The 22143-nt window shown below is 45.3% G+C and carries 27 protein-coding genes; 12 read left to right on the top strand and 15 right to left on the bottom strand.

Going from position 1 to position 22143, the window contains the following annotated elements:
- Nucleotides 1-15 precede the first annotated feature (15 nt).
- From BDE36_RS12335 to BDE36_RS12310, 6 genes are all read left to right on the top strand, one after another.
- The gene (locus BDE36_RS12335; protein WP_141815101.1) at nt 16-3207 is read left to right on the top strand and encodes an efflux RND transporter permease subunit; all 3192 of its coding nucleotides are present in this window, start codon (nt 16-18) and stop codon (nt 3205-3207) included.
- A 16-nt stretch (nt 3208-3223) separates the two neighbouring features.
- On the top strand, nt 3224-3532 hold the full coding sequence (locus BDE36_RS12330) for a hypothetical protein (protein WP_141815100.1): 309 nt from the start codon (nt 3224-3226) through the stop codon (nt 3530-3532).
- A gap of 17 nt (nt 3533-3549) precedes the next feature.
- The gene (locus BDE36_RS12325; protein WP_128768889.1) at nt 3550-3768 is read left to right on the top strand and encodes a YgaP family membrane protein; all 219 of its coding nucleotides are present in this window, start codon (nt 3550-3552) and stop codon (nt 3766-3768) included.
- A gap of 72 nt (nt 3769-3840) precedes the next feature.
- Nucleotides 3841-4158: a rhodanese-like domain-containing protein gene (locus tag BDE36_RS12320; protein ID WP_141815099.1), complete on the top strand. Its 318-nt coding sequence runs from the start codon at nt 3841-3843 to the stop codon at nt 4156-4158.
- Nucleotides 4155-4370 (top strand): hypothetical protein, encoded by a 216-nt coding sequence (locus BDE36_RS12315; protein ID WP_161987618.1) that lies wholly within the window; start codon nt 4155-4157, stop codon nt 4368-4370. The genes BDE36_RS12320 and BDE36_RS12315 overlap by 4 nt, the downstream gene beginning before the upstream one ends.
- 51 nt (nt 4371-4421) lie before the next feature.
- On the top strand, nt 4422-5756 hold the full coding sequence (locus BDE36_RS12310) for a TIGR00341 family protein (RefSeq protein WP_141815097.1): 1335 nt from the start codon (nt 4422-4424) through the stop codon (nt 5754-5756).
- Here the strand turns inward: BDE36_RS12310 and BDE36_RS12305 are convergent.
- The 4 genes from BDE36_RS12305 to BDE36_RS12290 all read right to left on the bottom strand — a co-directional run bounded on the left by BDE36_RS12305 (nt 5746) and on the right by BDE36_RS12290 (nt 7993).
- A complete protein-coding gene (locus BDE36_RS12305) occupies nt 5746-6444 on the bottom strand; it encodes a PRC-barrel domain-containing protein (protein ID WP_141815096.1) in 699 nt (232 codons plus the stop codon). The genes BDE36_RS12310 and BDE36_RS12305 overlap by 11 nt on opposite strands.
- A gap of 229 nt (nt 6445-6673) precedes the next feature.
- Nucleotides 6674-7003: a four-helix bundle copper-binding protein gene (locus tag BDE36_RS12300; RefSeq protein ID WP_128768885.1), complete on the bottom strand. Its 330-nt coding sequence runs from the start codon at nt 7001-7003 to the stop codon at nt 6674-6676.
- Between the two features lie 92 nt (nt 7004-7095).
- On the bottom strand, nt 7096-7386 hold the full coding sequence (locus BDE36_RS12295; RefSeq protein ID WP_141815095.1) for a hypothetical protein: 291 nt from the start codon (nt 7384-7386) through the stop codon (nt 7096-7098).
- Between the two features lie 10 nt (nt 7387-7396).
- On the bottom strand, nt 7397-7993 hold the full coding sequence (locus BDE36_RS12290) for a sigma-70 family RNA polymerase sigma factor (RefSeq protein ID WP_141815094.1): 597 nt from the start codon (nt 7991-7993) through the stop codon (nt 7397-7399).
- Nucleotides 7994-8149: 156 nt separating this feature from the next.
- Between BDE36_RS12290 and BDE36_RS12285 the strand changes: the two genes are divergently transcribed.
- The 3 genes from BDE36_RS12285 to BDE36_RS12275 all read left to right on the top strand — a co-directional run bounded on the left by BDE36_RS12285 (nt 8150) and on the right by BDE36_RS12275 (nt 9651).
- Nucleotides 8150-8854, top strand: coding sequence for a peroxiredoxin-like family protein (locus BDE36_RS12285; protein WP_141815093.1), 705 nt, complete (start codon nt 8150-8152; stop codon nt 8852-8854).
- Between the two features lie 262 nt (nt 8855-9116).
- Complete coding sequence (locus tag BDE36_RS12280; protein ID WP_141815092.1) at nt 9117-9329, top strand: hypothetical protein; 213 nt, start codon at nt 9117-9119, stop codon at nt 9327-9329.
- Complete coding sequence (locus BDE36_RS12275) at nt 9319-9651, top strand: type II toxin-antitoxin system RelE/ParE family toxin (protein WP_141815091.1); 333 nt, start codon at nt 9319-9321, stop codon at nt 9649-9651. The genes BDE36_RS12280 and BDE36_RS12275 overlap by 11 nt, the downstream gene beginning before the upstream one ends.
- A gap of 90 nt (nt 9652-9741) precedes the next feature.
- On the opposite strand, the gene BDE36_RS12270 is transcribed toward BDE36_RS12275, so the two are convergent.
- The 8 genes from BDE36_RS12270 to BDE36_RS12240 form a co-directional block, all read right to left on the bottom strand.
- Nucleotides 9742-12690 (bottom strand): DNA polymerase III subunit alpha, encoded by a 2949-nt coding sequence (locus BDE36_RS12270; protein ID WP_141815090.1) that lies wholly within the window; start codon nt 12688-12690, stop codon nt 9742-9744.
- 5 nt (nt 12691-12695) lie between these two features.
- The gene (gene dinB, locus BDE36_RS12265) at nt 12696-13847 is read right to left on the bottom strand and encodes a DNA polymerase IV (RefSeq protein WP_141815089.1); all 1152 of its coding nucleotides are present in this window, start codon (nt 13845-13847) and stop codon (nt 12696-12698) included.
- A gap of 207 nt (nt 13848-14054) precedes the next feature.
- Nucleotides 14055-15137, bottom strand: a complete 1083-nt coding sequence (locus BDE36_RS12260) for an alkene reductase (RefSeq protein WP_141815088.1) — start codon at nt 15135-15137, stop codon at nt 14055-14057.
- A 65-nt stretch (nt 15138-15202) separates the two neighbouring features.
- Nucleotides 15203-16144 carry an NADP-dependent oxidoreductase gene (locus BDE36_RS12255; protein WP_141815087.1) on the bottom strand — a complete coding sequence of 314 codons (942 nt, stop codon included), beginning with the start codon at nt 16142-16144 and terminating at the stop codon, nt 15203-15205.
- 178 nt (nt 16145-16322) lie between these two features.
- On the bottom strand, nt 16323-17060 hold the full coding sequence (locus tag BDE36_RS12250) for a helix-turn-helix domain-containing protein (RefSeq protein ID WP_141815086.1): 738 nt from the start codon (nt 17058-17060) through the stop codon (nt 16323-16325).
- A 57-nt stretch (nt 17061-17117) separates the two neighbouring features.
- Entirely contained in the window at nt 17118-17282 is a 165-nt protein-coding gene (locus BDE36_RS23720) for a hypothetical protein (RefSeq protein ID WP_161987617.1), read from the bottom strand.
- Nucleotides 17283-18110, bottom strand: coding sequence for an SDR family oxidoreductase (locus BDE36_RS12245; RefSeq protein ID WP_202618223.1), 828 nt, complete (start codon nt 18108-18110; stop codon nt 17283-17285).
- Nucleotides 18111-18204: 94 nt separating this feature from the next.
- Nucleotides 18205-19095 carry a helix-turn-helix domain-containing protein gene (locus tag BDE36_RS12240; protein WP_141815084.1) on the bottom strand — a complete coding sequence of 297 codons (891 nt, stop codon included), beginning with the start codon at nt 19093-19095 and terminating at the stop codon, nt 18205-18207.
- A gap of 183 nt (nt 19096-19278) precedes the next feature.
- On the opposite strand from BDE36_RS12240, the gene BDE36_RS12235 reads away from it, so the two are divergent.
- The gene (locus tag BDE36_RS12235; protein WP_141815083.1) at nt 19279-19734 is read left to right on the top strand and encodes a DoxX family protein; all 456 of its coding nucleotides are present in this window, start codon (nt 19279-19281) and stop codon (nt 19732-19734) included.
- A 53-nt stretch (nt 19735-19787) separates the two neighbouring features.
- Here the strand turns inward: BDE36_RS12235 and BDE36_RS12230 are convergent, their stop codons facing one another.
- Together BDE36_RS12230 and BDE36_RS12225 are read right to left on the bottom strand one after the other, a co-directional pair.
- Nucleotides 19788-20357, bottom strand: coding sequence for a hypothetical protein (locus BDE36_RS12230; protein ID WP_141815082.1), 570 nt, complete (start codon nt 20355-20357; stop codon nt 19788-19790).
- Between the two features lie 24 nt (nt 20358-20381).
- Nucleotides 20382-20990, bottom strand: coding sequence for a C40 family peptidase (locus BDE36_RS12225; protein WP_141815081.1), 609 nt, complete (start codon nt 20988-20990; stop codon nt 20382-20384).
- A 109-nt stretch (nt 20991-21099) separates the two neighbouring features.
- Here BDE36_RS12225 and BDE36_RS12220 point away from each other — a divergent pair, with 109 nt between their 5' ends.
- Nucleotides 21100-21327, top strand: a complete 228-nt coding sequence (locus BDE36_RS12220) for a hypothetical protein (protein WP_141815080.1) — start codon at nt 21100-21102, stop codon at nt 21325-21327.
- The gene (locus BDE36_RS12215) at nt 21312-21698 is read left to right on the top strand and encodes a type II toxin-antitoxin system VapC family toxin (RefSeq protein WP_141815079.1); all 387 of its coding nucleotides are present in this window, start codon (nt 21312-21314) and stop codon (nt 21696-21698) included. Before BDE36_RS12220 ends, BDE36_RS12215 begins: the two co-directional genes overlap by 16 nt.
- A 55-nt stretch (nt 21699-21753) precedes the next feature.
- Here the strand turns inward: BDE36_RS12215 and BDE36_RS12210 are convergent, their stop codons facing one another.
- Nucleotides 21754-22137: a hypothetical protein gene (locus BDE36_RS12210; protein WP_141815078.1), complete on the bottom strand. Its 384-nt coding sequence runs from the start codon at nt 22135-22137 to the stop codon at nt 21754-21756.
- Nucleotides 22138-22143 lie beyond the last annotated feature (6 nt).

Raw genomic sequence — 22143 nt, 5'->3', positions numbered from 1 at the left:
TTACAACACGAAAACATGAAAGAAGGATTTTCAGGTAAAATAGCTAAGGCATTTATCCAATCGAAGCTTACCATTCTGCTGATGTTTGCATTCCTGCTGATAGGCGCCTACAGCACCTATCTTATCCCAAGGGAAGAAGAACCTCAGATAGAAGTGCCCCTTGCCGATATTTTTATCGGCTTTCCCGGAGCCTCACCTCAGGAAGTGGAAACCAGGGTGATTGCTCCTGTTGAGAAAATTATCTCCAATGTAAAGGGGGTGGAATACGTTCACTCCACGAGTATGAAAGGCCAGGGCATGCTCATCGTTCAGTTTTATGTTGGCGAAGACCCCGAGCGGTCGCTGGTAAAGCTCTATAATGAGATTCTCAAGAATATGGACAAAATGCCTTCGGGTGTTACCATGCCGCTGATAAAAACCAGGGCGATAGACGACGTACCCGTACTCGGCCTTACCCTCTGGAGCGATAAGTATGATGATTATATGCTGAGGCAGATCGGTCAGACCCTCAGTAACGAGATCAAGAAGATTCCGGATGTAGCAGCGGTGACTGTCACCGGAGGAAGAAGCAGGGAGCTAAAGATCATTCTCGACAAGGATAAAATGGCAGAGAACCGGGTCGACTTTCTGAGCATAGCCAGGCAAATCCAGGCAAGCAACAGCTCTATGACTTCAGGAAATATGCTGAAAGCAGATACCGCCTACTCGGTAACGACCAACAGCTTTATCAGCAGTGCCGAAGAAGCTCGCAACCTGATTGTCGGCATTAACCAGCAGCAGCCCGTTTATCTTCATCAGGTAGCGAACGTTGAAGACGGACCAGCAACACCTGCCCAGTACGTGGGTTTCGGGTACGGAAAAGCCGATGCCAAAAATACAGTCTCCTTCCCGTCCGAATATCCTGCGGTTACACTTTCCATCGCTAAAAAGAAGGGAGCAGACGCGATGAAGCTCTCTGAGCTGATCCTTAAAAAGTCAGAAAGCCTGAAAAAAGATCTGATATCACCGGATGTACACCTAACCACTACAAGGAATTACGGCGAAACGGCATCCGACAAGGTTTCCGAACTGCTGTTCCATTTATTTATCGCTATTGTTGTCGTTACGCTCTTTGTCATGCTTGCCATGGGCTGGCGGGGCGGATTGGTAGTATTCCTTTCAGTACCCGTGACTTTTGCGCTCACCCTGTTCAGCTACTATTTTCTGGACTATACACTCAACCGTATTACCCTGTTTGCGCTGGTATTTATCACGGGAATTGTGGTGGATGACTCGATCATCATTGCCGAAAACATGCACCGGCACTTTAAGCTGAAAAAACTTCCCTTTCACCAGGCGGCAATTTTTGCTATCAATGAAGTGGGAAATCCAACCATACTGGCCACATTTACGGTAATAGCAGCAGTGCTTCCGATGGCGTTCGTATCCGGCATGATGGGTCCTTATATGAGCCCCATGCCTATTGGCGCTTCCATCGCCATGTTGTTGTCGCTGATCGTGGCGCTCACGCTTACCCCCTATCTCGGGTACCTTTTCCTTCGCGAAAAAGACGATCGCAAGGAAAGAAAGCCAGTACAGATGGAGCAAACGCGTATCTACAGAATATACCACTCTTTCATTAATCCACTGCTTGAGTCGCGGAAAAAAAGATGGATCTTTATGGGAAGCGTCGTGGTTATCCTCCTGGCTTCATTTGTTTTATTCTACACCCGGTCGGTTGCAGTCAAAATGCTTCCCTTTGATAATAAAAATGAATTCCAGGTAATTATAGACATGCCCGAGGGCACTCCGCTGGAAAAAACCAACGCGGCAGCCCGTGAAATTGCCCAGTACATAGCCAAACAACCTCTGGTTGTAAATTATCAAACCTATACAGGAACTGCCGGCCCGATAAGCTTTAACGGATTGGTGCGGCATTACGACCTGCGGCGGGGAGACAATGTGGCCGATATACAGGTAAACCTCGTCGACAAAAAAGACCGCAGTCTTCAAAGTCACGACATCGCCAAATCTGTCCGTGCCGGCGTCCAGGCAATAGGAAAACGATACAACGCCAACGTCAAAATAGTGGAAGTGCCACCAGGCCCGCCGGTGCTTTCAACACTCGTTGCGGAGATCTACGGTCCCGACTATGAACAGCAGGTTAAAGTAGCCCGCGATGTAAAAAAGCTGCTCGGCGAAACACCCGATGTGGTGGATGTTGATTGGATGATTGAGGATGACCAGCCCGAATACCGTTTTGACGTCGACAAGGAAAAGGCAATGAAGTATGGAATTGCCCCTCAGCAAATCGTAGCAACCATGAATGCTGCCTTGTCGGGCATGGATGCAGGCACGCTGCATAGCCCCTCCTCTTTTGATCAGGTAAACATACGGCTTCAGTTGAACGACCAGTCGAAAGACGGCATTAATGAACTGAAGAGCCTTAAGGTGATCGGGCAGCAAGGCAATGCCGTTCCCGTAGGCGATCTGGTTACAGTTACAAAGGACACCAGTCCCGGGAGTATATACCGCAAGAATCAGAAACGCGTAGTGTATGTAGTGGGAGACATGGCGGGAAAATTGGAAAGCCCGTTTTATGCAATGAGCAGCATCTCCGAAAGGCTTAAAACGATAAAGCTTCCGGCGGGATATACGCTGAACGAGGAGTACAGTAAACAACCGGACTCTGAAGAGAACTATACCCTGAAGTGGGACGGAGAGTGGCAGATCACCTATGAAGTATTCAGGGACCTGGGCATTGCATTCCTGGTAGTGATCATTATCATTTACGTCCTTATTGTAGGCTGGTTCCAGGACTTCAAGGTCCCGGTAATCATGCTCTCAGCAATTCCTCTTTCGCTGATCGGGATTATCATCGGGCATTGGCTCATGGGAAGCTATTTTACTGCCACTTCCATGATCGGGTTCATTGCATTGGCAGGTGTGATGGTAAGAAACTCTGTTCTCCTTATTGATTTTATCAATATCAGGATCAAAGAAGGCATTCCGTTGAAACAATCGATTATAGAAGCGGGGGCGGTAAGGACCACTCCTATCCTTCTCACGGCGGGGGCTGTCGCGCTGGGTGCCGTGGTCATCCTGTTCGACCCGATATTTCAGGGACTGGCTATTTCCCTTATGGGTGGAACCATCACATCAACCTTCCTCACCCTGCTGGTTGTGCCGCTTCTGTACTACAAAATGATGAGAAGAAAAGTTAAGTAACCCTAATAATCACCATATGAAGTTATTACTTATAACAGGGCTGCAGGAAAGCAGCGAAGATATTGCAAAAATCATCCGGGAAGCAGGAATCAGCATTTTCAGCACTTCAGCTATCACCGGGTTTAAAGACAACGCTATGGAGAACCTGCTCGACCATTGGTTCAGCAGCGGAACCGAAAGTTACAATTCTGTTTTTCTCTTCAGTTTCACTGAGGAGGAGAGGGCAGCAAAAGCACTTAGCCTGATCCATGAATTTAACCGAGAAAATGACTCGCGGTTTCCGGTAAGAGGCTTTATGCTGCCTGTCGAAGCATCCGTTTATTAACAATAAAAATAGTAATCATGAGAGAACGTATCATCAGGGCCGTAGCAGGCTCCCTGGTTTTAATCAGTGCCTTGCTGGCATTCACAGTAAACATTAACTGGCTGTGGCTGGCTGTATTTGTCGGGTTTAATCTGCTTCAGTCATCTGTTACAGGCTTTTGCCCGCTTGAAAAAATACTCATTCTTTTAAAAGTTCCTTCTTATCCAACAAATGTTCCCGAAGAGCTGAAAAATTAGAGACAATTTGCAGCATTAAAAATCATGGCTATGAATTCAAATCCAGAAACTACAACATTTCAATAAATTACTATGACAGACTTATTTAAATTCCTGCTGTTCTGGAGAAATCCGGTAAATTTCAAAGAGCTGGTTGATAACGGGGCGCTTATTATAGATGTCAGAACACCCGGAGAATACAAAAGCGGCCACATACAAGGATCGGTAAATATCCCTTTAAACAAGCTGAATGATAGTATTGCTATGCTCAGGAAGAGAAGCAAACCGGTAATAACCTGCTGTGCCTCGGGCATGCGAAGCGCTTCCGCAGTTTACGTGTTGAAGGCCGGCGGTATTGAAGAAGTGTACAACGGCGGAGCATGGAAAAAATTAAGCAGGAGGACAGGATGAACACATTGAAAAATACAATTTTGAATAACTGGCATTTTATGCGTTGGTTCAGGCTGGTCATCGGCCTCATCGTTCTGGTAGAAGCATTCCGCGCTTCCAGCGGATGGCTTGGCTTAATGGCGGCCTTGTTTTTATATCAGGCCATCTTTAATGCAGGCTGCTGTGCCGGTAGTTCGTGCAGTATTCCTGCTCAGAGGCAAAAAAAACATTAGAAAGTCGGGGTCTTTAATCTGAAGAAATTATTCCTTATTATTGGCCTTGTCATGCATAAAGAGCAGAACCGGTTTTTCAGAATTATAAGAATATTTTTCTCCAGACGATTTAATCTGCATGTCGACAAGGCAGACGAAGATGATGTGATCCTTTCTATCCGGAAGAACACTGATTTTGTGGGGCCCAATCTATGGACACTGATCTTTGCCATCTTTATAGCTTCCATCGGATTAAATGTAAATTCAACGGCAGTAATTATTGGTGCCATGCTTATTTCGCCACTCATGGGGCCGATAATGGGAATTGGTCTTGGGTTGGGCACCAACGATTTTGAGCTGATAAAAAAAGGAGCCCGTAACCTTTTAATTGCTACGATAATAAGCATTGCTACCTCAAGCCTTTATTTTTGGCTGACACCACTTCACGACGCCCAGAGTGAATTATTAGCACGTACCACTCCATCCGTCTGGGATGTTTTTATTGCTTTTTTTGGCGGCCTAGCAGGCATTGTTGCCGGAACCAGAAAAGAAAAAAGTAATGTCATCCCCGGAGTGGCTATTGCAACGGCGCTTATGCCTCCTCTTTGTACTGCAGGATACGGTATCGCATCGGGAAATATCTATTACTTCCTCGGTGCCATTTATCTCTATTCCATCAATACTGTTTTTATAGGTATAAGCACGTTTCTTATTGTTCGCTTTTTGAAGTTCAAAGTAAAGCACTTTGAAAACAAACGATATGAAAAGAAGGTCTCGCGCTATATTATCGCTATTATTACCATTACTATACTTCCCAGCATTTACCTCGCTTATCGCATCGTAGATAAAAGCATTTTTGAAAACAATGCCCGGGCCTTTATCACCGAGCAATTTCGTTTTAAAAACACGCAGGTGGTAAACCGTACCTTCAAATACAGTTCTAAAGGCAACGAAATAGATCTCCTTCTTATTGGCTATGAATTACCGGACCGAACCATCGATAGCATCCGTAAAAATCTTAAAAACTATAAACTTTTCAACACCAGGCTCCTTGTACGACAAGGATTAAATGCCAAACAGGAAATAGATTTCACACAGATCAAAGCAAGCATCCTGGAGGATGTGTTCAGGAAAGACTCAGCAAGCCTGGCAGTTGATAACCGGGAAAATAAACTAGCAATTCCCATTCCCGATATTCACCAGGAGCTTAAAGCTTTATATCCGTCTCTTCAGAAATACTCTATCTATAACGTCGTTGAGCGCAGAACGGACACGCTTCCCGCTGATACGTTGACACAGGTGATTGCAGACTTTACCGGCCCATTTAGCCCGGCTGAACGGATTAAAATGAGGGAATGGCTAAAGAGCCGGCTTAAAGCAGACTCTGTAAAGCTGATTATTCAATAACCGGAGAAATTTCATCAACGCTTTGTTTCAGTTCCTCATTCGGATCTATGAATAAAGAAGATGTTTCATATTCAATTTTCTTTACAACGCTCGTCGAAACAAAGTAGTTGCCTGATTCTTCCCCATTACCACCCTTCCCTATTTGCATAGCGATAATCCTCCACGATGATGTGTCGATGAGAAGATCTGCCACTTCGCCTACCGGGTGTTCTCCTGTGAAGTATACATCGTAGCCTTGTACCTGACTAAAACTTCGCAGATGAGGGTCAGCGCTTTTGCTATCCTGATATACTGCTTCGTCTAGCGGAACCGTAGGATCAATTACAGCACCCACCATTCCCGTAGTAACAAAACCAGCTCCGCCAACGCCAAAGCCAGGCCACGAATAGTGATTATGAAGATCTGCTTCTTCTTGTCGGGATACTGGTTTCTCACTATTCACATCCGGACTGTTCTTAACCTGATCAGTGGTAAGATTAGCGGGGAAGAAACCGGCATCCCAGTCCGGTTCGCCCAGGGCAACCGGCGATATAAGAACCTTTCGTCCGAATAACCAGTTCCCTGTTTCTACTACCAGATACCTAAGCCGCCAGGTTTGATCATCAAAATACATATCCTTAACCTTTCCAACCTCACCATCAGTTGCAGCTATCCTGTTATTAATTAAACTCTGAATACTCCGTATCATATTGTCCTCCTTTTTTAGTTTAAAATAGTATGATCATTATAGCAGGAAAGTCACTGCCACTGTATTTAAATCATCGATAATGCCGTAGTTTTATGCAGGCTGATAACTCATAGGAAAAGAGCATATTAGGTAATACTCTTTTCCAACTAATATTGCGATCAATGGTTTAGGTTAAATAAAATCAGCCAGTTTAACTGGCTCCGACAAGCCGTGAATTATGCGCCGGCTCTTAAGCAGCCATTTTCCGGCACTCCTCTGCACACTCCTTACAGATCCGGGCACATTCCTGACAGTGCTCCGTTTGATGCTTACCGCATTCATTACCACATGCCTCGCAAATGTCGGCACAGATTGAACATAGTTGTTTAGCGTGAGGACTTCCCATGCTCATCAACTGAGCCGAAGCATAACAAACTGCAGCGCACTGCATATCCATTTCAATACAGCCGGCCATCATTTTAACATCCTCTTCCTTTGTGCATGAACTCGCACAGTGATTACATACAGCGGCGCATTGCAAACATGCATCGATACATGATTTCCATTCGTGATATCCCATAATAATTAAAAATTTAATGGTTCATAGGTCTAACACATTATATCTGGGAGGGTTTACATTAAATAAAAATAGACATTCTGTATAACAACTCTCTAACAATTTTTAGTAAGCTGATCGTCAATTTGCTTTTGAAGCTGCTGCTTAAATGCGTCATCCAGCTGCAATTCAGGGTGATCTGAATGAAATAGTTTCCTTGCCATTTGATTGATCATCGCACTTTGCTGCATAAAAGTTACGCATATAGAACAGCCGGTTAAATGTATCTTCAATTCCAGCTTCTCTCTTAACGTTATTTTCCCTATCTGCTGTTTCTCTATTAAAAAAGTAGCTTTTCTACAGTTATAGGCTATCTTTTTCAATTCCAATTCATTTAGTTCTTTCATGCGTGTTCATTTAAATCCAGTTTTTTTGAAGGCACGACCTTAGATTTACCTTTGTCCGGTGAATGATTACCCAGAAATTCGACGACGTCACTTTCAATTCCCTGCAGATCATTTCTGTCGATTCATCATCGATGTGCTTCATGGTAAACACAGAAAGCCATAAGGCAGGTAACTTTTTCATGCAGGTTTGCAGTATTCTCTGGAATTCTTTGTTTTCAAGTGCATCCGGCTGTTCAATGCCTAGCATCGCCGGCCGGTGCTGGTCATTCCAATGGCCGTCGTCCGGATCGAAAAAGTCGCCGTCCGTTCCTTCAGCGACCCAAACAGCGGGACCTTTAGCTGGGCCCGATGATTTAGACCGGTAAACATCAATGATCTTGTTTTTTAAAATCGCAGTAAGCCACGTCTTTTCTGTACTTCTTCCTTCAAAATTCTGAATTCGCTCCAAAGCGGCCAAAAACGTTTCCTGCACCAGGTCCCTTGCCAGGTCTTCGTCATTAATCCTGACGATAGCATAAGTATAGAGGTAGTCGGCATACTTACTAACCCATAGATGCGGATCGAGTCGACTGTCAATACTCTCAATTCCAGAATGATCTGTTTGCATAAGTGAATCTAAAGAAAATTAATTTACTTTCATGTTAGTCTTTGAGCGCTTGGTCGGAAGTACCTCATATTCCTTACAAAATTTCTTATAAAGAATAAATAATTGACATTTTTTGTAAGGATTTAGATGAGGTTTCGACTGAATGGAAAAAAGCACATGCAAACAAATCACGTTACAAAAGTATCATTGAAAAATCCCATGATTGTATTTTCTCTGATCAGCTTTTCAATCCTGACATCTAATGTAGCGACCGGCATCAGCGCGACAGCAGCCCATCAAGCAGATACAATTAAAATAACGGCAGGTGTTCCGTTAAAGCCGGAGGACATAAGTCCATTGCTTACCGGCGAGCGAATCCCTGTTTTAAGTCTCCCCCGATCTTCGGGCGAAGTGTTCGATCTTAACAAATCAGTTGCTGAAACGCCAACAATTCTTGTGTTTTATCGCGGAAGCTGGTGTCCATACTGCACTCTCCAACTTTCAGGATTACAGGAAATTGAAAACGACCTTAAAGATTTAGGATATCAGATTATCGCTATAAGCACCGACAGCCCCGGGAATCTAAGCAAAACAATGAGTAAAGAAAAACTTTCCTACACACTCTTATCAGACGCCGACCTAAAGGCAGCCAAACGTTTTGGTATCGCGTACAAAAGCCCGGGAAACTACGATCGATTTCTACCCGAGACCTCCGGTGGAAAAAACCTTGAGAAGCTGCTGCCCGTACCGTCGGTATTCATATTAAATAAAAAGGGAACGATCCTATTTGAATATATCAACCCAGACATCACGCAACGGCTAAGCGCGCCCCTACTGAAGGCTGCTGCAGCAGCGCTTCGTGACGATGCCTCCAACATTTAGATACACATGATTAAATACAACTTAGCAAGGCTAAAAATTGTCGCTGGATGGCCTGCTAAAAACATTGATCAAACTTGCCAAAGCTTTCAAGTATCCGTAGCTATTTTATACACGCTACCTATGACAAAGAAATGGCTACCGCCTTGAGAAATCGTGCTTCCAGATGTTAGCAAGCTGTAGTGGTATGGTTAAAAAACATCCTTTTAATGTGTTTGTTCGGGAAATTAAGGAATGTTTTATTTAAAAAATCGTAAATTTGGATATGGCAACATATATAATAGAAGGAACGAACACTGCAAAATTAGAGTTGCTGGTTAACCTGGCTAAAGAGTTGGGGTTAAGTGTAAAACAAACTCCTGTTAAGGTCGAAACAAAAATAGAAGCGCGGCTTAAGAAAGGCTTCAAGGAAAGCAAAGAGATTCAGGCCGGCAACCAAAAAGGAGTAGATGCTTATCAGTTTCTGAATGGCCTATAAGATTATTTTAACTGATACGTTTCAATCGGATTTTAAACGTCTGAAGAAAAAATACCCTTCTCTACCCGATGATCTTCGGAGTTTATTGGATAAGTTGCAAGAGAACCCCGAAACAGGTACTTCAATCGGGATGAACTGCTATAAAATCAGGATGGCTATTGGCAGCAAAAACAAGGGAAAAAGTGGCGGAGCCAGAATTATTTCTCAATTCGTAGCCCATGTTTTACCCGGAACAATATACCTGATTACCTTGTATGATAAAAGTGAAAGGGATACTATCACTGCTGCCAGATTAAAAGAGTTATTAAAAGATATCGAATAGCCTTCCCAACACTTCTGAAGCACAGATAACCTAGGGGGGTAGTCCACTAAGATATAAAAGCTTTCAGAATGTTAACATGAACGATAAATATCACTCCATTACCGGGTTTCCCTTAATCTCCAGCTTGGCGAAGCGCCGCACCTCCAACCCGGCATACCCGAAGTCTTCTACTACTTTCCCTTCAATTAAATAGCATCCTGCTCCCCTGAAGGGATAGCCGGACGTGGCATCCGGGAAATGCACCGTATCGAAGAAGTCGCCCTTTACGTCCAGAAAGGTACCGAACCACATCTTTTTATTGTTTTTTGTGTGCACCGTCTTCTCGCAAACATACAGGCCTACCATCCTCACAACGGCACCGACGTAATCATTCATTTGCCTGGCCATCACATTCCCCCGGAAGCCGGTTTTCAGCAGGTCGAACATCGAAAGCGAGAGCGGATAGCCCAGAAGCTCCAGCTCGTGATAAGCATCTTCCAGGGCGGTAGTGGTCAACTCCGGAAGCTCATAGTGTTTCGCCTCCACCTGGAAAAGCTCAGTTTCATTCAGCGGCTTGACTTTGTTGCCCAGCAAGGTGTGAACGTCCCAGAGCAGCTCCTTCTTATTTTTACCGGTAAAGCGCAATGCCCCGACCCGTATCAGGATGATGGCCTGCTCCAGGTTGATAACGGTCCGTTTTACAAAATCTTCAAGGTTATGGTAAGCTCCATTTAGCTTTCGCTCTTCCGGGATCAGGCAAATCAGCTTGTTCTCCAGTCCCTGGATACCCACAAAGCCCAGCCAGCAGTCGGTACCTTTTACATTCACCACATCGTCGCTGTGGTTTACACAGGGCAGATGCACCGTTGCTCCTGCTTTTTGCAGCTCGTGAACGTACAGCCAGCGGGTATAGAAACCGCCGTAATTGTTCAGCACGGCCACCATGAACTCAATAGGATAATATGTTTTCAGAAAAAGGCTCTGGTAACTTTCCACAGCGAAACTCGCAGAATGGGCCTTGCTGAAGCTGTATCCTGCAAAGCTCGACACCTGTCGCCACACCTCTTTAACCGTTTCTTCGGGTCGGCCAAGTCGCAGCGCCCCTTTAAAGAAACGGTCGACGAGGCGGTCGAACTCTACGCGTGAGCGGTATTTTCCACTCATTCCCCGCCTGAGGATATCCGCATCCGCACCATCCATACCTGCAAAATGCATGCACACCTTAATTACATCTTCCTGGTACACCATCACCCCATAGGTTTCGCCGAGCTGTTCTTTTAATACCGGGTGAAGGTATTTGACGTCTTCCGGACGATGGTGATAGCGGATGTAGGCCGACATCATGCCCGAAGAGGCCACTCCCGGCCTGATGATCGAGCTTGCGGCTACTAATACCGGGTAATTATCGCATCGAAGTTTATTGAGCAGCTGCCTCATAGCGGGCGATTCAATATAGAAGCAGCCGATGGTCTCCCCTGTTTTCAGTCGCTCGTTCAGCCTGGGGTCACTCATAAAGTCCTTCACTTTATGGATATCAATCTTGCGCTGCCGGTTCTCTTCAACAAGATTTACCGCCTGCTTGATGTGACCGATCCCCCGCTGACTCAGGATATCATATTTATCATAGCCAATATCCTCCGCTTCATACATATCCCATTGCACTACAGGCATGCCTTTGGGCGGCAGGTCGAGCGCCGTATAATACGTAATGGGCTCTTCCGAAACCAGCACACCTCCGGCATGGATACTCCGCTGGTTGGGCATGTCGCTCATGAGCGCATGTACGGCAAGGATCTTTTTAAACGTTTCATTATCGCGGTTCTGGCGCTCCTTCGAGCGGTCGGTAAAGCTGTCGATCTCAGCCTTTGGCAGTCCCATTACTTTTCCGATCTCGCGGATCACCGAGCGGTCGCGAAAAGTCGTCATGGTGCCGAGCAAAGCAGTATGTGTGCTGCCGTACCGTTTGAAGATATAATCCTGTACATCTTCCCGCTCGTCCCATGAAAAGTCAAGGTCAAAGTCGGGAGCCGAAGTGCGCTGTTCATTGAGGAAGCGCTCGAAATACAGGTCCAGTTCAATCGGATCCACATCCGTGATCCGCAGGCAGTACGCAGCAATGCTGTTGGCCCCCGAGCCACGGCCTACATGATAATAGCCTCGCGACATCGAGTAGCGGATAATATCCCAGGTAATCAGGAAGTAAGAACAAAAGTCAAGGGCATTGATCACCTTCAGCTCATACTTCAGTCGCCTTTGGGCTTCCCTGTTACTTTTGCCATAACGGTAAATCATGCCTTCCCATGCCAGTTTTTCCAGCAAGGCTGTGTCGTCCTTCCGGTTACCGGTGAAAGTCTTCCGGTTGAGTTTTACCTTGCCCTCCGGGTAGTCCATCCGGCACTGGTCAAGCAGCCGCCTGGTATTATCCAGGATAAAAGGATATTTGGCAAACTTCGCCTCCAGTTCTCCGGGCATCAGAAACTGGTCCGTTTCGCGGCACCGGTCCTCAGCCGCCACTTTACTCAGTACGGTATTCAAATCAATCGCCCTCAGGTACTCATGCAGGCGGTATTCAATCCGGTTAGAAACAAATACAGAGTGAAGCACAAGCAACTTATCTTTAATATCTGCAGTACCCTTCTTATAAAGAAGATGCAGTTCGTCGGCCCGGATGCCTAAAAACTCATTCGGCCCCAGGGGATGACCATGCATGCTGAAAGGGTAAACAATAAAGGCGTGTACGAACAAGGGAGGCCGGTCCGGAAGTTCTTTCTTTGCCAGGTTATGTTCTGTAAGAAAATCATTGAGCTCCTTCATCCCTTCCTTACTCCGGGCAATGCCGATATAGAGCAGCTTCTTATCGCGCCTGAACTCTATGCCTCCGATGGGTTCAATACCACCCGACTTGCGGCATTTGCGGATAAACTCCATGACGCCCGTGGAGTTATTGATATCGGTAAGCACCATGCGCGTAATTCCACGCCCCTTCGCTTCTTCAATCAGCTTGTCGACTGACATAGTCCCATAGCGGAGGCTGTACCAGGAGTGAACGTTTAAATACATGGCATTTATAAGCTTATATCCATGGTAGAGGCCAGCGAAATAGCATTCTCACCAAAACGCTGCCTGATCTTGTCCATCGCCTGGCAAAGGCTGTATTGCTCGCTGGAATCGCTGTAGAGGTCGATTTGCTCAAAGCCGCTCACCAGGTTTGATAACCGCACCCCCACCAGGCGGATCAGCATCCGCTTCTGGTACACCTGCCGGAAGAGCTCCTTAGCCTTCCGGATCAGCACGCTGTCTAAAGAGGTATACGGAATGACAGCCTGTTTAGTGACATCCTCGAAATTGGAATACCTCACCGTTACGGTAACGCAGGCGGCGAGCTTCCGCTTTTGCCTCAGATCGTAGGCTATGCCCATCACCATCGAAGTGAGAAGATGGTTAATAGCGTCGACGTCAATAGTATCCGCACGGAAAGTGCTTTGCGTACCAATGCTCTTCTGCTCGTGGAAAGGGATCACGGGCGACAGGTCAATCCCCTTAGCCTTCTGAAGCAGTACCAAACCGTTTTTGCCGAGCACGGTGTTCATCTGGTCAGGATGCATCTGCGAGAGCGTATAGATCTTTTTGATGCCCATGTCACTCAGCTTCAGGAAGGTCTTCTCACCCAGTCCTGGGATCTTCTTTATGGAAAGAGGGTTCAGGAAGTTGCGCACCTCCGGTTGGCCGATATTCAGTTCGCCATTAGGCTTACACTCATTGGTGCACATCTTGGAAACTGTTTTATTTACCGAAAGCCCGAAAGAAATCGGCAGCCCGGTTTCTTTGATCACCTTCCGTCGTAATTCGTGGGCATAAAGCCGCGTGTTGTGGAAGCGGTCCATCCCCGTCATATCGATATAATGCTCGTCGATCGAAGCTTTCTCAATCAGCGGGACGCGCTCTTTCAGAATGTCGGTTATTTCATGGGAGGCTTTGGAGTACTCATCCATATTTCCCTTAATAAAGACCGCATGCGGGCATAACATCTTTGCCATCCTCGACGACATGGCAGAATGCACACCAAACTTGCGGGCTTCGTAACTGCAGGAGGAAACCACACCTCTGTCGGATGTGCCCCCAATAATCACCGGTTTCCCGGCCAGTCGCGGATCCTTCCTCACCTCTACCGAAACAAAGAAAGCATCCTGGTCCATATGAATGATCTGCCGCTCCATCTGATAATACTACAATTCTGCACTGCAAACTTATGCTAATATTTTTAGTATTACGAAGGACAATTGAAAAAAGTTCGCCCCCCTGCCTCACACAGGTCTCGCTCCACCTTACCTGGAGATGAATTTAAAGCAGAATAACTGCGTTTGTCAATGTGTCTGACCTGGGGCTGTCAAGAATAAAGTTCTAATTGTTTGCCGGATTACGGTTTAATCATTTAAAAATGGATAATCAATATAACCCTGCGCTCCACCTCCAAACATCGTTGCCCTGTCCGGTTCGTTAAGCGTTGAGTCTTTTTCAAACCGTGCCGGAAGGTCAGGATTTGCCAGGAACAGCGTACCAAAGGAGACAAGGCCAGCTATACCTTTTTCCAGTTCTGCTTCAGCTGAAGCTTTATCATAGCCAGCATTAGCGATAACGGTTTGCTTTATCATGCTTCCGAACAATTCTACCTCATCATCAGAAGGGTAATGGGCTGGCGAAGGGAAGTATGGGCTGCGCTTCATCAATTCCACATAGGCAAAGTCCAGTTTGTTAAGTTCCTCAACCAGATAAGTGTAGGTTCCGGCAGGATCATCCAAAATCATATTGCCATACGGATGAAAAGGCGAAATTTTGATCCCCACTTTATCCCCACCAACAGCATTGATCAGTTCCTGCATTACTTCCAGTACGAAACGTGCTTTTTTGGGAATGCTGCCACCATATTCATCCGTTCTCTGGTTTGCACTTTCCGCCAGGAACTGGCTCGGCAGATAACCATTTGCGGCATGAAGTTCTACACCGTCAAAACCTGCTTCGATTGCATTTTTAGCTGCCTTTCCATAATCACTTATGGTTTGGTTAATCTCCGCTATGGTAATTTCCTGAGGAATTTCGTAATCTTTTAATCCCTGCGACGTGAAGTGTTGCATCCCTTGTATGGGTAGTGCGGAAGGTGCGAGCGGAAGTTTACCATTTCGGTCAATTGAATGTCCTGCACGGCCTGTATGCCAGAGCTGGGCAATTATGACACCTCCATTATCGTGTACAGATTTTGTGACTTTTTTCCAGGCCTCGATCTGTGCGGTGGTGTAAATGCCGGGCGTAAGCGGACTACCTGTTGCTTCTTCACTTATTCTGATGGCTTCAGTAAATATCAAACCAGCACTAACCCTTTGAGTATAGTACTGAACTGTTATATCACCTACTACACCGTCTATGTCTGCACGGCTTCTTGTCATTGCAGACATTGCCATCTTATTTTTTAATGTTAGATTTCCTAACTGTGTTTTTTCAAGTAATTTCATGATATTAATAATTTTATTTTTTTAGCTATTTATGATACAAAAATGCTTTAATATAAGCGGAAATCTTAATTAACTTCTACGGCAACCTTTCCGATGTATCCTCCTTGCTCCGCATATTCGTATGCTTCCCTGTACTCCGCAAATGGAAACACTTTGTCGACTTCAATTTGTAACCCATCCTCAATTGCATTGATCAAAACATTTGTGTTTTTGGTGGATGAACTTGCAAGTACCACGACATGTTTTTGGGACGTAAATAAATTTTTGAAAAGTGCCAGGGGAATTTCAATTGGTTTCGGCGTGGGGTTTAGAAATAGTGCTTTAGCCTTCATTATTTGTTTAGCCTTTTTGTATCCCATTTTGCTTGATAAATCAATAACGATGTCGTAGGTTTCTTTCCTGGAAAGCACATTTTCCTTCGTATAATCTATCACTGAATTTGCGCCCCATTTTTTTGCAAAGTCTGAACCCTCTGTACTTGCAACTGCGGTTACCTTGGCGCCCCGTTGTTTTAATAATTGAAGTAAAAACATACCGAAACCTCCGGTAGCGCCATTTACCAGGATGGTAGTTTGCGAATTGATGTTACCCATTTTTTGTATTGCGGTAACTGCCGCGTTTCCAACTACTGGAATAGAAGCCGCCTGAGCAAAGCTGATGTTGGCAGGCTTTTTCCAGATTAACGAAGATGTTATGACAACATATTCGGCTGAAGCACCTGCTTTCATATTTTTGACTGCTCCAAAAACTTCGTCGCCTTTTTTTACACCAACAACGGAAGCGCCAATTTCCTCCACAATACCCGCGAAATCGGCGCCTGTATGCTTTGGGAATTTCGAACCGGACATGAGTGTCATTTCTCCTTTCCTGATTTTCCAGTCCATTGGATTGATAGAAAATGCTTTTATTTTTACAAGTACCTGATCTGCTGTAATAGTAGGTCTTGGTTGTTCTACGATTTGCAAAACAGCTGTGGTTCCGAACTCCTTGTATGCGATTGCTTTCATGATATAATTTTTTAATTATTTAAATTGATATCACAAAGTTGCACACAAGCGCAGCCGCAAACTTGTATCAAATCACTATTCTGATTTGAGACTTGATGTTAATGAAGGTCTGACCGCAGAGGATCCTGCAATGAGATACCTTCAAAGTGTTAAATTAAATATACGTGGGATAAGCAGATTAATAAATCTGTATCAAATCACTATTGTACTTCAACGCCTTAGGAGGCATTCCAAACATTTCGTACATATATTTATTAAACTGCGGGAGGTCGTAAAAGCCGGTGTCGCAGGCAATATCGGTAAGACTTCTGTCCTTGTCAGAAAGCGTGAGATAGATAGCCTGGCGCAGCCTTGTCCACAATAGATACTTTGATAAGCTGCTTCCCGTTTGTTCCTTAAAGAGCGACGCTAAACGAGACGGAGAAAGAAAAACGATATCTGCAAATGTTTGCGGTGTTATATCTGATCGGAAATAATTAGTGTTAATGTATTCAACTATTTTTGTTACTCGTTCGTCATATTCAATTGACTGCAACTTATTTAGTAAGGCATCAACTAATTTATTAATATCTAAACTGTCATTGGGTGTCTGAAAGAAGGAATTTGTTTCCGGTGGCGTATCGAAGACGATATACTCTTGATCTTCTTTAAATCGGCTTGCCAGTTCCAAACCAATAGTCGAATAGGGTTCTATATTTAAAACATTCAACGTTCCATTTTCAGCCTCGCAAAAATGCGTAACGTGAGGTTTTATTAAAAAACCATGAATCCCTTCGTGAAGTAATCCGCTGATCGTTGAATTAAATGGAGCATCGTTCGACAGGACAATTTGATATGCCGAGTGGTGATGGATTTCTACTGTGAGGTTGCGAGCCTTAAGGGCAAGAATGAACGGATTGTAAATCGTTTTTTTCATATAACATAAATCTTGGCGATGTCATCGTTGGAAATTTACAAATTTACTGCGGCCGAACTAAGCAGCATTTGAAAAATCGACTTTTAGAAACTTTCTGAGCGTGTGTTTTTGTATCAGATCTTCCATAAAAGCGCCAGGGTCGTCGGAAGTGATTTTCGCGTCCCGAAGACGAATACCCGTATCAACATAGTAAAAACCGGTATTCGTCTTAAAAATCAGCACTTAATCATTTTTTTCACTTGCCAATGCAAGCTCTTTCTGTGCATCCAGTGCCTCCAGGCGAGATACCAACGCCGCTCGCATGTCACGATAGGCATCTCCGCCGAGCGCTAAACGCAGTGGTGCCGGTGAAATCTCAACGCTGTCAATCATCGCTTGAACCGATTTGTCAACGTCCCCTTTTATAGGGAAAGTGCCCGCGGCAATAGCTCTTCTCACTTCGCCGGCCGGCGTGTTCTCATACGCTGCCATAACCGGGGCAGTCGTCATGCCCGCACCGAATGAGGTTTGATGCGCTCCAGGTTCAACAATGGTTACGCCAATGTTCAATGGCGCCAGTTCCTTGGCAATGGTATCGCAAAAACCTTCAACGGCCCATTTGGTGGTATGATAATAGCTAAAGTTAGGATAAGTTGTTTGCCCGCCTGCTGATGAAAGTTGCAAAATGCGGCCATGTCCTTGCTTCCTGAAGTAAGGTAACGCAGCTCTGATAACCTGGATAGAGCCAATGATGTTGGTATTGATCTGATGAACGATCTGTTCGTCACTGGCTTCTTCAACCGAGCAAAATAAAGCGTAGCCTGCGTTGTTAACCACAATATCAATCTGTCCGAGGTCTGCAAACGCCTTGTCAACCACTGTTTTGACAGTCGCTGTATCTGTAACATCCAGCACAGCTACCCATAAATTCTCCGGATAAGCTTTTTTGAGCTCATCTAAGGCATCCGCTTTGCGAACCGTGCCCACAACACGATCGCCGTTTGCCAGTAGCTTTTCGGTAAGTGCCTTGCCCAAACCGGTAGATGTTCCGGTTATTAACCATGTTCTCATAATGTATCGTTTTAAAATTTAACAATGCAAATTTAGGCATGCATGGAGTTAAGTGTTAGCCCCACCCAAACAGATACCGACCATAATCAAACAGCTATCGCAGTGAAGATGGGGACTGGCCTGAATAGGCCCGGAATGCACGGGCAAAATGCGTGGCTTCTTCAAACCCCAGGCTGTTACTTATCTGGCTGATACTCCAGTTAGAATGTACCAGTAAAGCACGTGCCTCCATCATCAGCCGTTCATTTATGAGTTGCGTGGTGGTCTTTCCGGTAGCTTCTTTCAATGCCCTGTTCAGTGAATTAGTATGTATCGCCAGCTTTTCGGCAAATTGCTGCGGTGTGCGTAAGTAAACCTGCTGGTATGGATAAGCCAGAGGAAACTGGCCGGCCAGTAACGATTTAAAGGAGTTTGCCAGGCGTGTGGCCGCTGTGGAACTTTTATTCTCCGGCTCCGGTTGCTGCTTTAAGGCACCATGTATACATTCCAGCACGTAGAGAAACAACAGATCGTATTTATGCACATAGGTCGATGTTTGCTCGTCGAGCATTTTTTGGAAAAGACCGGTAAATAACGCTTCGTCCGACGGGTTTAACTTAAAAACGGATTGTGCATTGCCGTTAAATACCGGCCAATCCGCTGGTCGCAGGTGCGTGTGCAATGGCAGGAAGTCTTCCGTGAACATACAAGCATAGCCATGGCAGATCCCTTCATGCACTTCCCAGCGGTACGGAACTTCGCGGTTTGTAAATACCAGTACCCATTCATTTCCATTCAAACGGTATTCAGTTCCCTGGTAAAAGTATGAAGTGTTACCCGTAACTAAAGATATTTTATAGAAGTCCTTACGACTATAGGAAGCGGTCGCAGCCAGGCTTTCGGCCGAGAACTCTTCCAGCCTTACTGCCGCAAAATACCCGGCAGAAGGATCCTTCACCTCCGATAAACCTGGCGCAAAAACATGAATGGGCTGCGTATCGATCATGCTCAAATTTAAAAAAGTATAATTTACAATGAAAGCTCCGCTCTACCTTTGAAGCACCTGTGATATACATTCCCGGAAATTTCCGTTTGAGGAAAACATTCCAGTTACAGCGTTGTCGTAGCAAAGGAAATCAGAAAAGTAGTGAACGGATCGCACTCACATTATCATAAACAGATTCAAGCAATGACAGACACGAACAACAGAAAAACAAATACCCTGCAAAATATATTGCGAGTTGTGCTGGGACTTTTCATGGTACTTGCCGCCATTGGTCATTTTACTTTTCAACGGGCAGAATTTCAGGCTCAGGTACCAAACTGGATGCCTTTAAGCAAAGACGTGGTAGTGATTCTTTCGGGAGTACTTGAATTGACACTCGGACTTTCCATGATATTCTGGGTAAAACAAAAAATCAAAGCGGGCCTGCTACTTGCATTATTCTATGTACTTGTCTTTCCTGGCAACATAGCTCAGTATATGAATAGAGTCGACGCTTTTGGCCTTGACACTGATCAGGCTCGTCTGATCAGGTTATTTTTTCAACCCGTCCTTATCCTATGGGCACTTTGGTCGACAGGCGCTCTCTCCTATCTTCTAAGGAAAAAGCAAGCCGCATCAACTGTCAACCGGGACCGCTGAGTACTCCCGGAGGGTCTACATTAAGAAAGACAGGCAGAACAAGTCGGGCTCAGTCAGCTAGAATTCATGGATTCTCTTTTTGTGACTTTCCTTCTTTTTCGCCACCAAAGCACTCCGCCAGCCAGCACACCGGCGACAATTAGCAGCAGCCAAAACAGCCCGGCCGTTCCCGGGCGTTTCACGTCCTTGACCTTTTCTGCCAAGCTGGTGTTACTTTGCTCTTTTTCTTTCAGAGCCAGGGTTTGCTGGCCGCTAAGGCTGCTTCCGCCTGATATGGAGTCTCTTGCAATGGTAGCCCCCTTTATTTTCCCTTTCACTAACACCCTGCTGGCCTCCCCGGTAAATCCTTCCAGGGGAGAATAATGAAACTTCCCCTTCGGAAAGATCTCTGCACTGTATTGATGCCCCAGGGAATCGTTCACTACCAGAACACGGCTGGCCCAGCTTCCGCCGCTAAGGGAACTGCTTTCCGTTTTATACAGCTCCCTCCGGCCAAGACTATCCTTCCGTTCAGAGTATTTTGTTTTCAGGACGGAACAGCCGGATATCATCAATACAGGAAGCAATAATATGGACAACATTGGCAGCGTCATTGCACGCTGCCCTAAAATCATTTTTCTCATAATACCTGTTAAATAAAATGTCAACTAATTGAGGTAACGGGCAACCTGGTAAACCGAGCTGATCAGCCTTCGCTTCCTGTACACGCCATCGCCTTCGCGGCTGCCTGCCTCGTTGGTGTTACCCTCCACTGTAATAACGTACTTATCGCCCCATTCGTCAACAAAGCCGACATGGGCGATGCGGCCTTTCTCCGGAAAATAGATCCCGAACACGTCGCCGGAGTATGGGTTGTGTGTTGCGGGTTGTGAGTTGCAGGAAGAAGGTTGTAAGTTGCGGGTTGTGGGTTGCGTGCTTTCAACCTTCAACCTTGAACCTTCAACTCTCGACTTCCTGCTCCATACCACCTTCGCTGCCGGAAACAAGCTGGGGCAATAGCCGGTTCGGGGATTGGCGACACCGGCCTTGCCGAGGCAATAACACACGAACGCCGCGCACCAGGGATCGCCTTTTTTGAGTCCCACATAGCGAAGGTAGCCCTCTACCCTACTTCCATCGTTTCGGCCGGTTGCTTCGCGAACACCAAGCTCGGCGGTATAGATCTGACGTAGGCGGTGAATTGCGGGTTGTATGTTGTGCGTTGCAGGCCTGAAAGCAACACTACCCAGCAAAATGAATAATATGATTGTTTTCATGTTATCGTCATTTTAGATTAGTCAAAAACCCAATCGCAAACTGCCAAAAGCTTCAGTTGAAAGCTGGCAGCAAGTTTCATATGCTATTAAAAATTCTTATTTTTGTGTTATGGAATTAAAGATGAGAATAGGGTTCGATCAGTTGGTTAGTATCATCAAGCAGCTACCTGTAAGTGAGTTAAACAGGCTTAAAGCTGAGTTGAACAACCAAAGTGACGCTTCTGCATCCAATTCCGATATCAAATCTTTTTTATTAAACGGTCCTGTGTTTGGTAAAGAACAATTGGAAGAAATCAAAGAAGCAAGAAAGCAAATCAATAAATGGAGAACAAAGTAGTTTTACTTGACACATCTGTCTTAATTGATTACTTCAGAAAAAAGGATAAATCCAAAACCCGTTTCTTACAGATTGCCGATCACTTCTCAGCTTTTAAAATCTCAGTAATAACGGAGTATGAAATCTACTCTGGATCTGGGTCTCTTCAAGCAGATTATTGGAACGAATTCCTTCGCCACGTTTCAGTTATTCCACTTGATTCTTTTGCTGTTCAAACCGCTGTTAAACTCAACAACGACTTGAAACGAACCCGAAATCAAATTGATATTGCCGACCTTTTCATTGCCGCTACTGCCGTTTCACTAAATATTCCTGTCTGTACTCTAAACAAAAGGCATTTTGACCGTATCGAAAGTCTCCAACTAATTTAATTGTCTTTATCAGGCTAGTGTGCCATCGTAACTACCAATTGCCAATACCTAACCGCTACATCAGCGCGCCGAGTGTCACCACAAAGCCAAACAGCAACAGCAGGTAAAATCCCAGGTAAATCAACACCTTTTGCCACGACAAGAGCGACGTAAAGTTCTGCTCAAACTGTAATTCGGAATATTCCGCAAATACAGGCCAGATGGCCCGTATAGCCCACCACGTAACAGATTTGAAGATTAGAAAGGCCAGCACGGCCATTATCACCACGCTGAGAATACCGGGATCAACCGGAGCAGCGGTAACGTCTATCGTTCTGGAAAGCATGGGGAAAACCAGGAAAGAAACAAGGGCCAGGAGCAGAATACCAAATTCGTGATTAAAGATCTTATTCCCTCCATCAGTGAGATGGTTGAGGATTACAGTACAAGTATTTTTCATGATGTT

Origin of the sequence: Arcticibacter tournemirensis (assembly GCF_006716645.1) — a bacterium.
GTDB lineage: Bacteria > Bacteroidota > Bacteroidia > Sphingobacteriales > Sphingobacteriaceae > Arcticibacter > Arcticibacter tournemirensis.
Note: the sequence above shows the minus strand (reverse complement) of the source record. Positions and strands in the feature narration are given on the sequence as shown.

Bases quoted from the DNA above. Each gene is read 5' to 3' on its own strand.
- BDE36_RS12335 (WP_141815101.1), top strand. From the start codon at position 16: ATGAAAGAAGGATTTTCAGGTAAAATAGCTAAGGCATTTATCCAATCG.
- BDE36_RS12330 (WP_141815100.1), top strand. From the start codon at position 3,224: ATGAAGTTATTACTTATAACAGGGCTGCAGGAAAGCAGCGAAGATATT.
- BDE36_RS12325 (WP_128768889.1), top strand. From the start codon at position 3,550: ATGAGAGAACGTATCATCAGGGCCGTAGCAGGCTCCCTGGTTTTAATC.
- BDE36_RS12320 (WP_141815099.1), top strand. From the start codon at position 3,841: ATGACAGACTTATTTAAATTCCTGCTGTTCTGGAGAAATCCGGTAAAT.
- BDE36_RS12315 (WP_161987618.1), top strand. From the start codon at position 4,155: ATGAACACATTGAAAAATACAATTTTGAATAACTGGCATTTTATGCGT.
- BDE36_RS12310 (WP_141815097.1), top strand. From the start codon at position 4,422: ATGCATAAAGAGCAGAACCGGTTTTTCAGAATTATAAGAATATTTTTC.
- BDE36_RS12305 (WP_141815096.1), bottom strand. From the start codon at position 6,444: ATGATACGGAGTATTCAGAGTTTAATTAATAACAGGATAGCTGCAACT.
- BDE36_RS12300 (WP_128768885.1), bottom strand. From the start codon at position 7,003: ATGGGATATCACGAATGGAAATCATGTATCGATGCATGTTTGCAATGC.
- BDE36_RS12295 (WP_141815095.1), bottom strand. From the start codon at position 7,386: ATGAAAGAACTAAATGAATTGGAATTGAAAAAGATAGCCTATAACTGT.
- BDE36_RS12290 (WP_141815094.1), bottom strand. From the start codon at position 7,993: ATGCAAACAGATCATTCTGGAATTGAGAGTATTGACAGTCGACTCGAT.
- BDE36_RS12285 (WP_141815093.1), top strand. From the start codon at position 8,150: ATGCAAACAAATCACGTTACAAAAGTATCATTGAAAAATCCCATGATT.
- BDE36_RS12280 (WP_141815092.1), top strand. From the start codon at position 9,117: ATGGCAACATATATAATAGAAGGAACGAACACTGCAAAATTAGAGTTG.
- BDE36_RS12275 (WP_141815091.1), top strand. From the start codon at position 9,319: ATGGCCTATAAGATTATTTTAACTGATACGTTTCAATCGGATTTTAAA.
- BDE36_RS12270 (WP_141815090.1), bottom strand. From the start codon at position 12,690: ATGTATTTAAACGTTCACTCCTGGTACAGCCTCCGCTATGGGACTATG.
- dinB (WP_141815089.1), bottom strand. From the start codon at position 13,847: ATGGAGCGGCAGATCATTCATATGGACCAGGATGCTTTCTTTGTTTCG.
- BDE36_RS12260 (WP_141815088.1), bottom strand. From the start codon at position 15,137: ATGAAATTACTTGAAAAAACACAGTTAGGAAATCTAACATTAAAAAAT.
- BDE36_RS12255 (WP_141815087.1), bottom strand. From the start codon at position 16,144: ATGAAAGCAATCGCATACAAGGAGTTCGGAACCACAGCTGTTTTGCAA.
- BDE36_RS12250 (WP_141815086.1), bottom strand. From the start codon at position 17,060: ATGAAAAAAACGATTTACAATCCGTTCATTCTTGCCCTTAAGGCTCGC.
- BDE36_RS12245 (WP_202618223.1), bottom strand. From the start codon at position 18,110: ATGAGAACATGGTTAATAACCGGAACATCTACCGGTTTGGGCAAGGCA.
- BDE36_RS12240 (WP_141815084.1), bottom strand. From the start codon at position 19,095: ATGATCGATACGCAGCCCATTCATGTTTTTGCGCCAGGTTTATCGGAG.
- BDE36_RS12235 (WP_141815083.1), top strand. From the start codon at position 19,279: ATGACAGACACGAACAACAGAAAAACAAATACCCTGCAAAATATATTG.
- BDE36_RS12230 (WP_141815082.1), bottom strand. From the start codon at position 20,357: ATGAGAAAAATGATTTTAGGGCAGCGTGCAATGACGCTGCCAATGTTG.
- BDE36_RS12225 (WP_141815081.1), bottom strand. From the start codon at position 20,990: ATGAAAACAATCATATTATTCATTTTGCTGGGTAGTGTTGCTTTCAGG.
- BDE36_RS12220 (WP_141815080.1), top strand. From the start codon at position 21,100: ATGGAATTAAAGATGAGAATAGGGTTCGATCAGTTGGTTAGTATCATC.
- BDE36_RS12215 (WP_141815079.1), top strand. From the start codon at position 21,312: ATGGAGAACAAAGTAGTTTTACTTGACACATCTGTCTTAATTGATTAC.
- BDE36_RS12210 (WP_141815078.1), bottom strand. From the start codon at position 22,137: ATGAAAAATACTTGTACTGTAATCCTCAACCATCTCACTGATGGAGGG.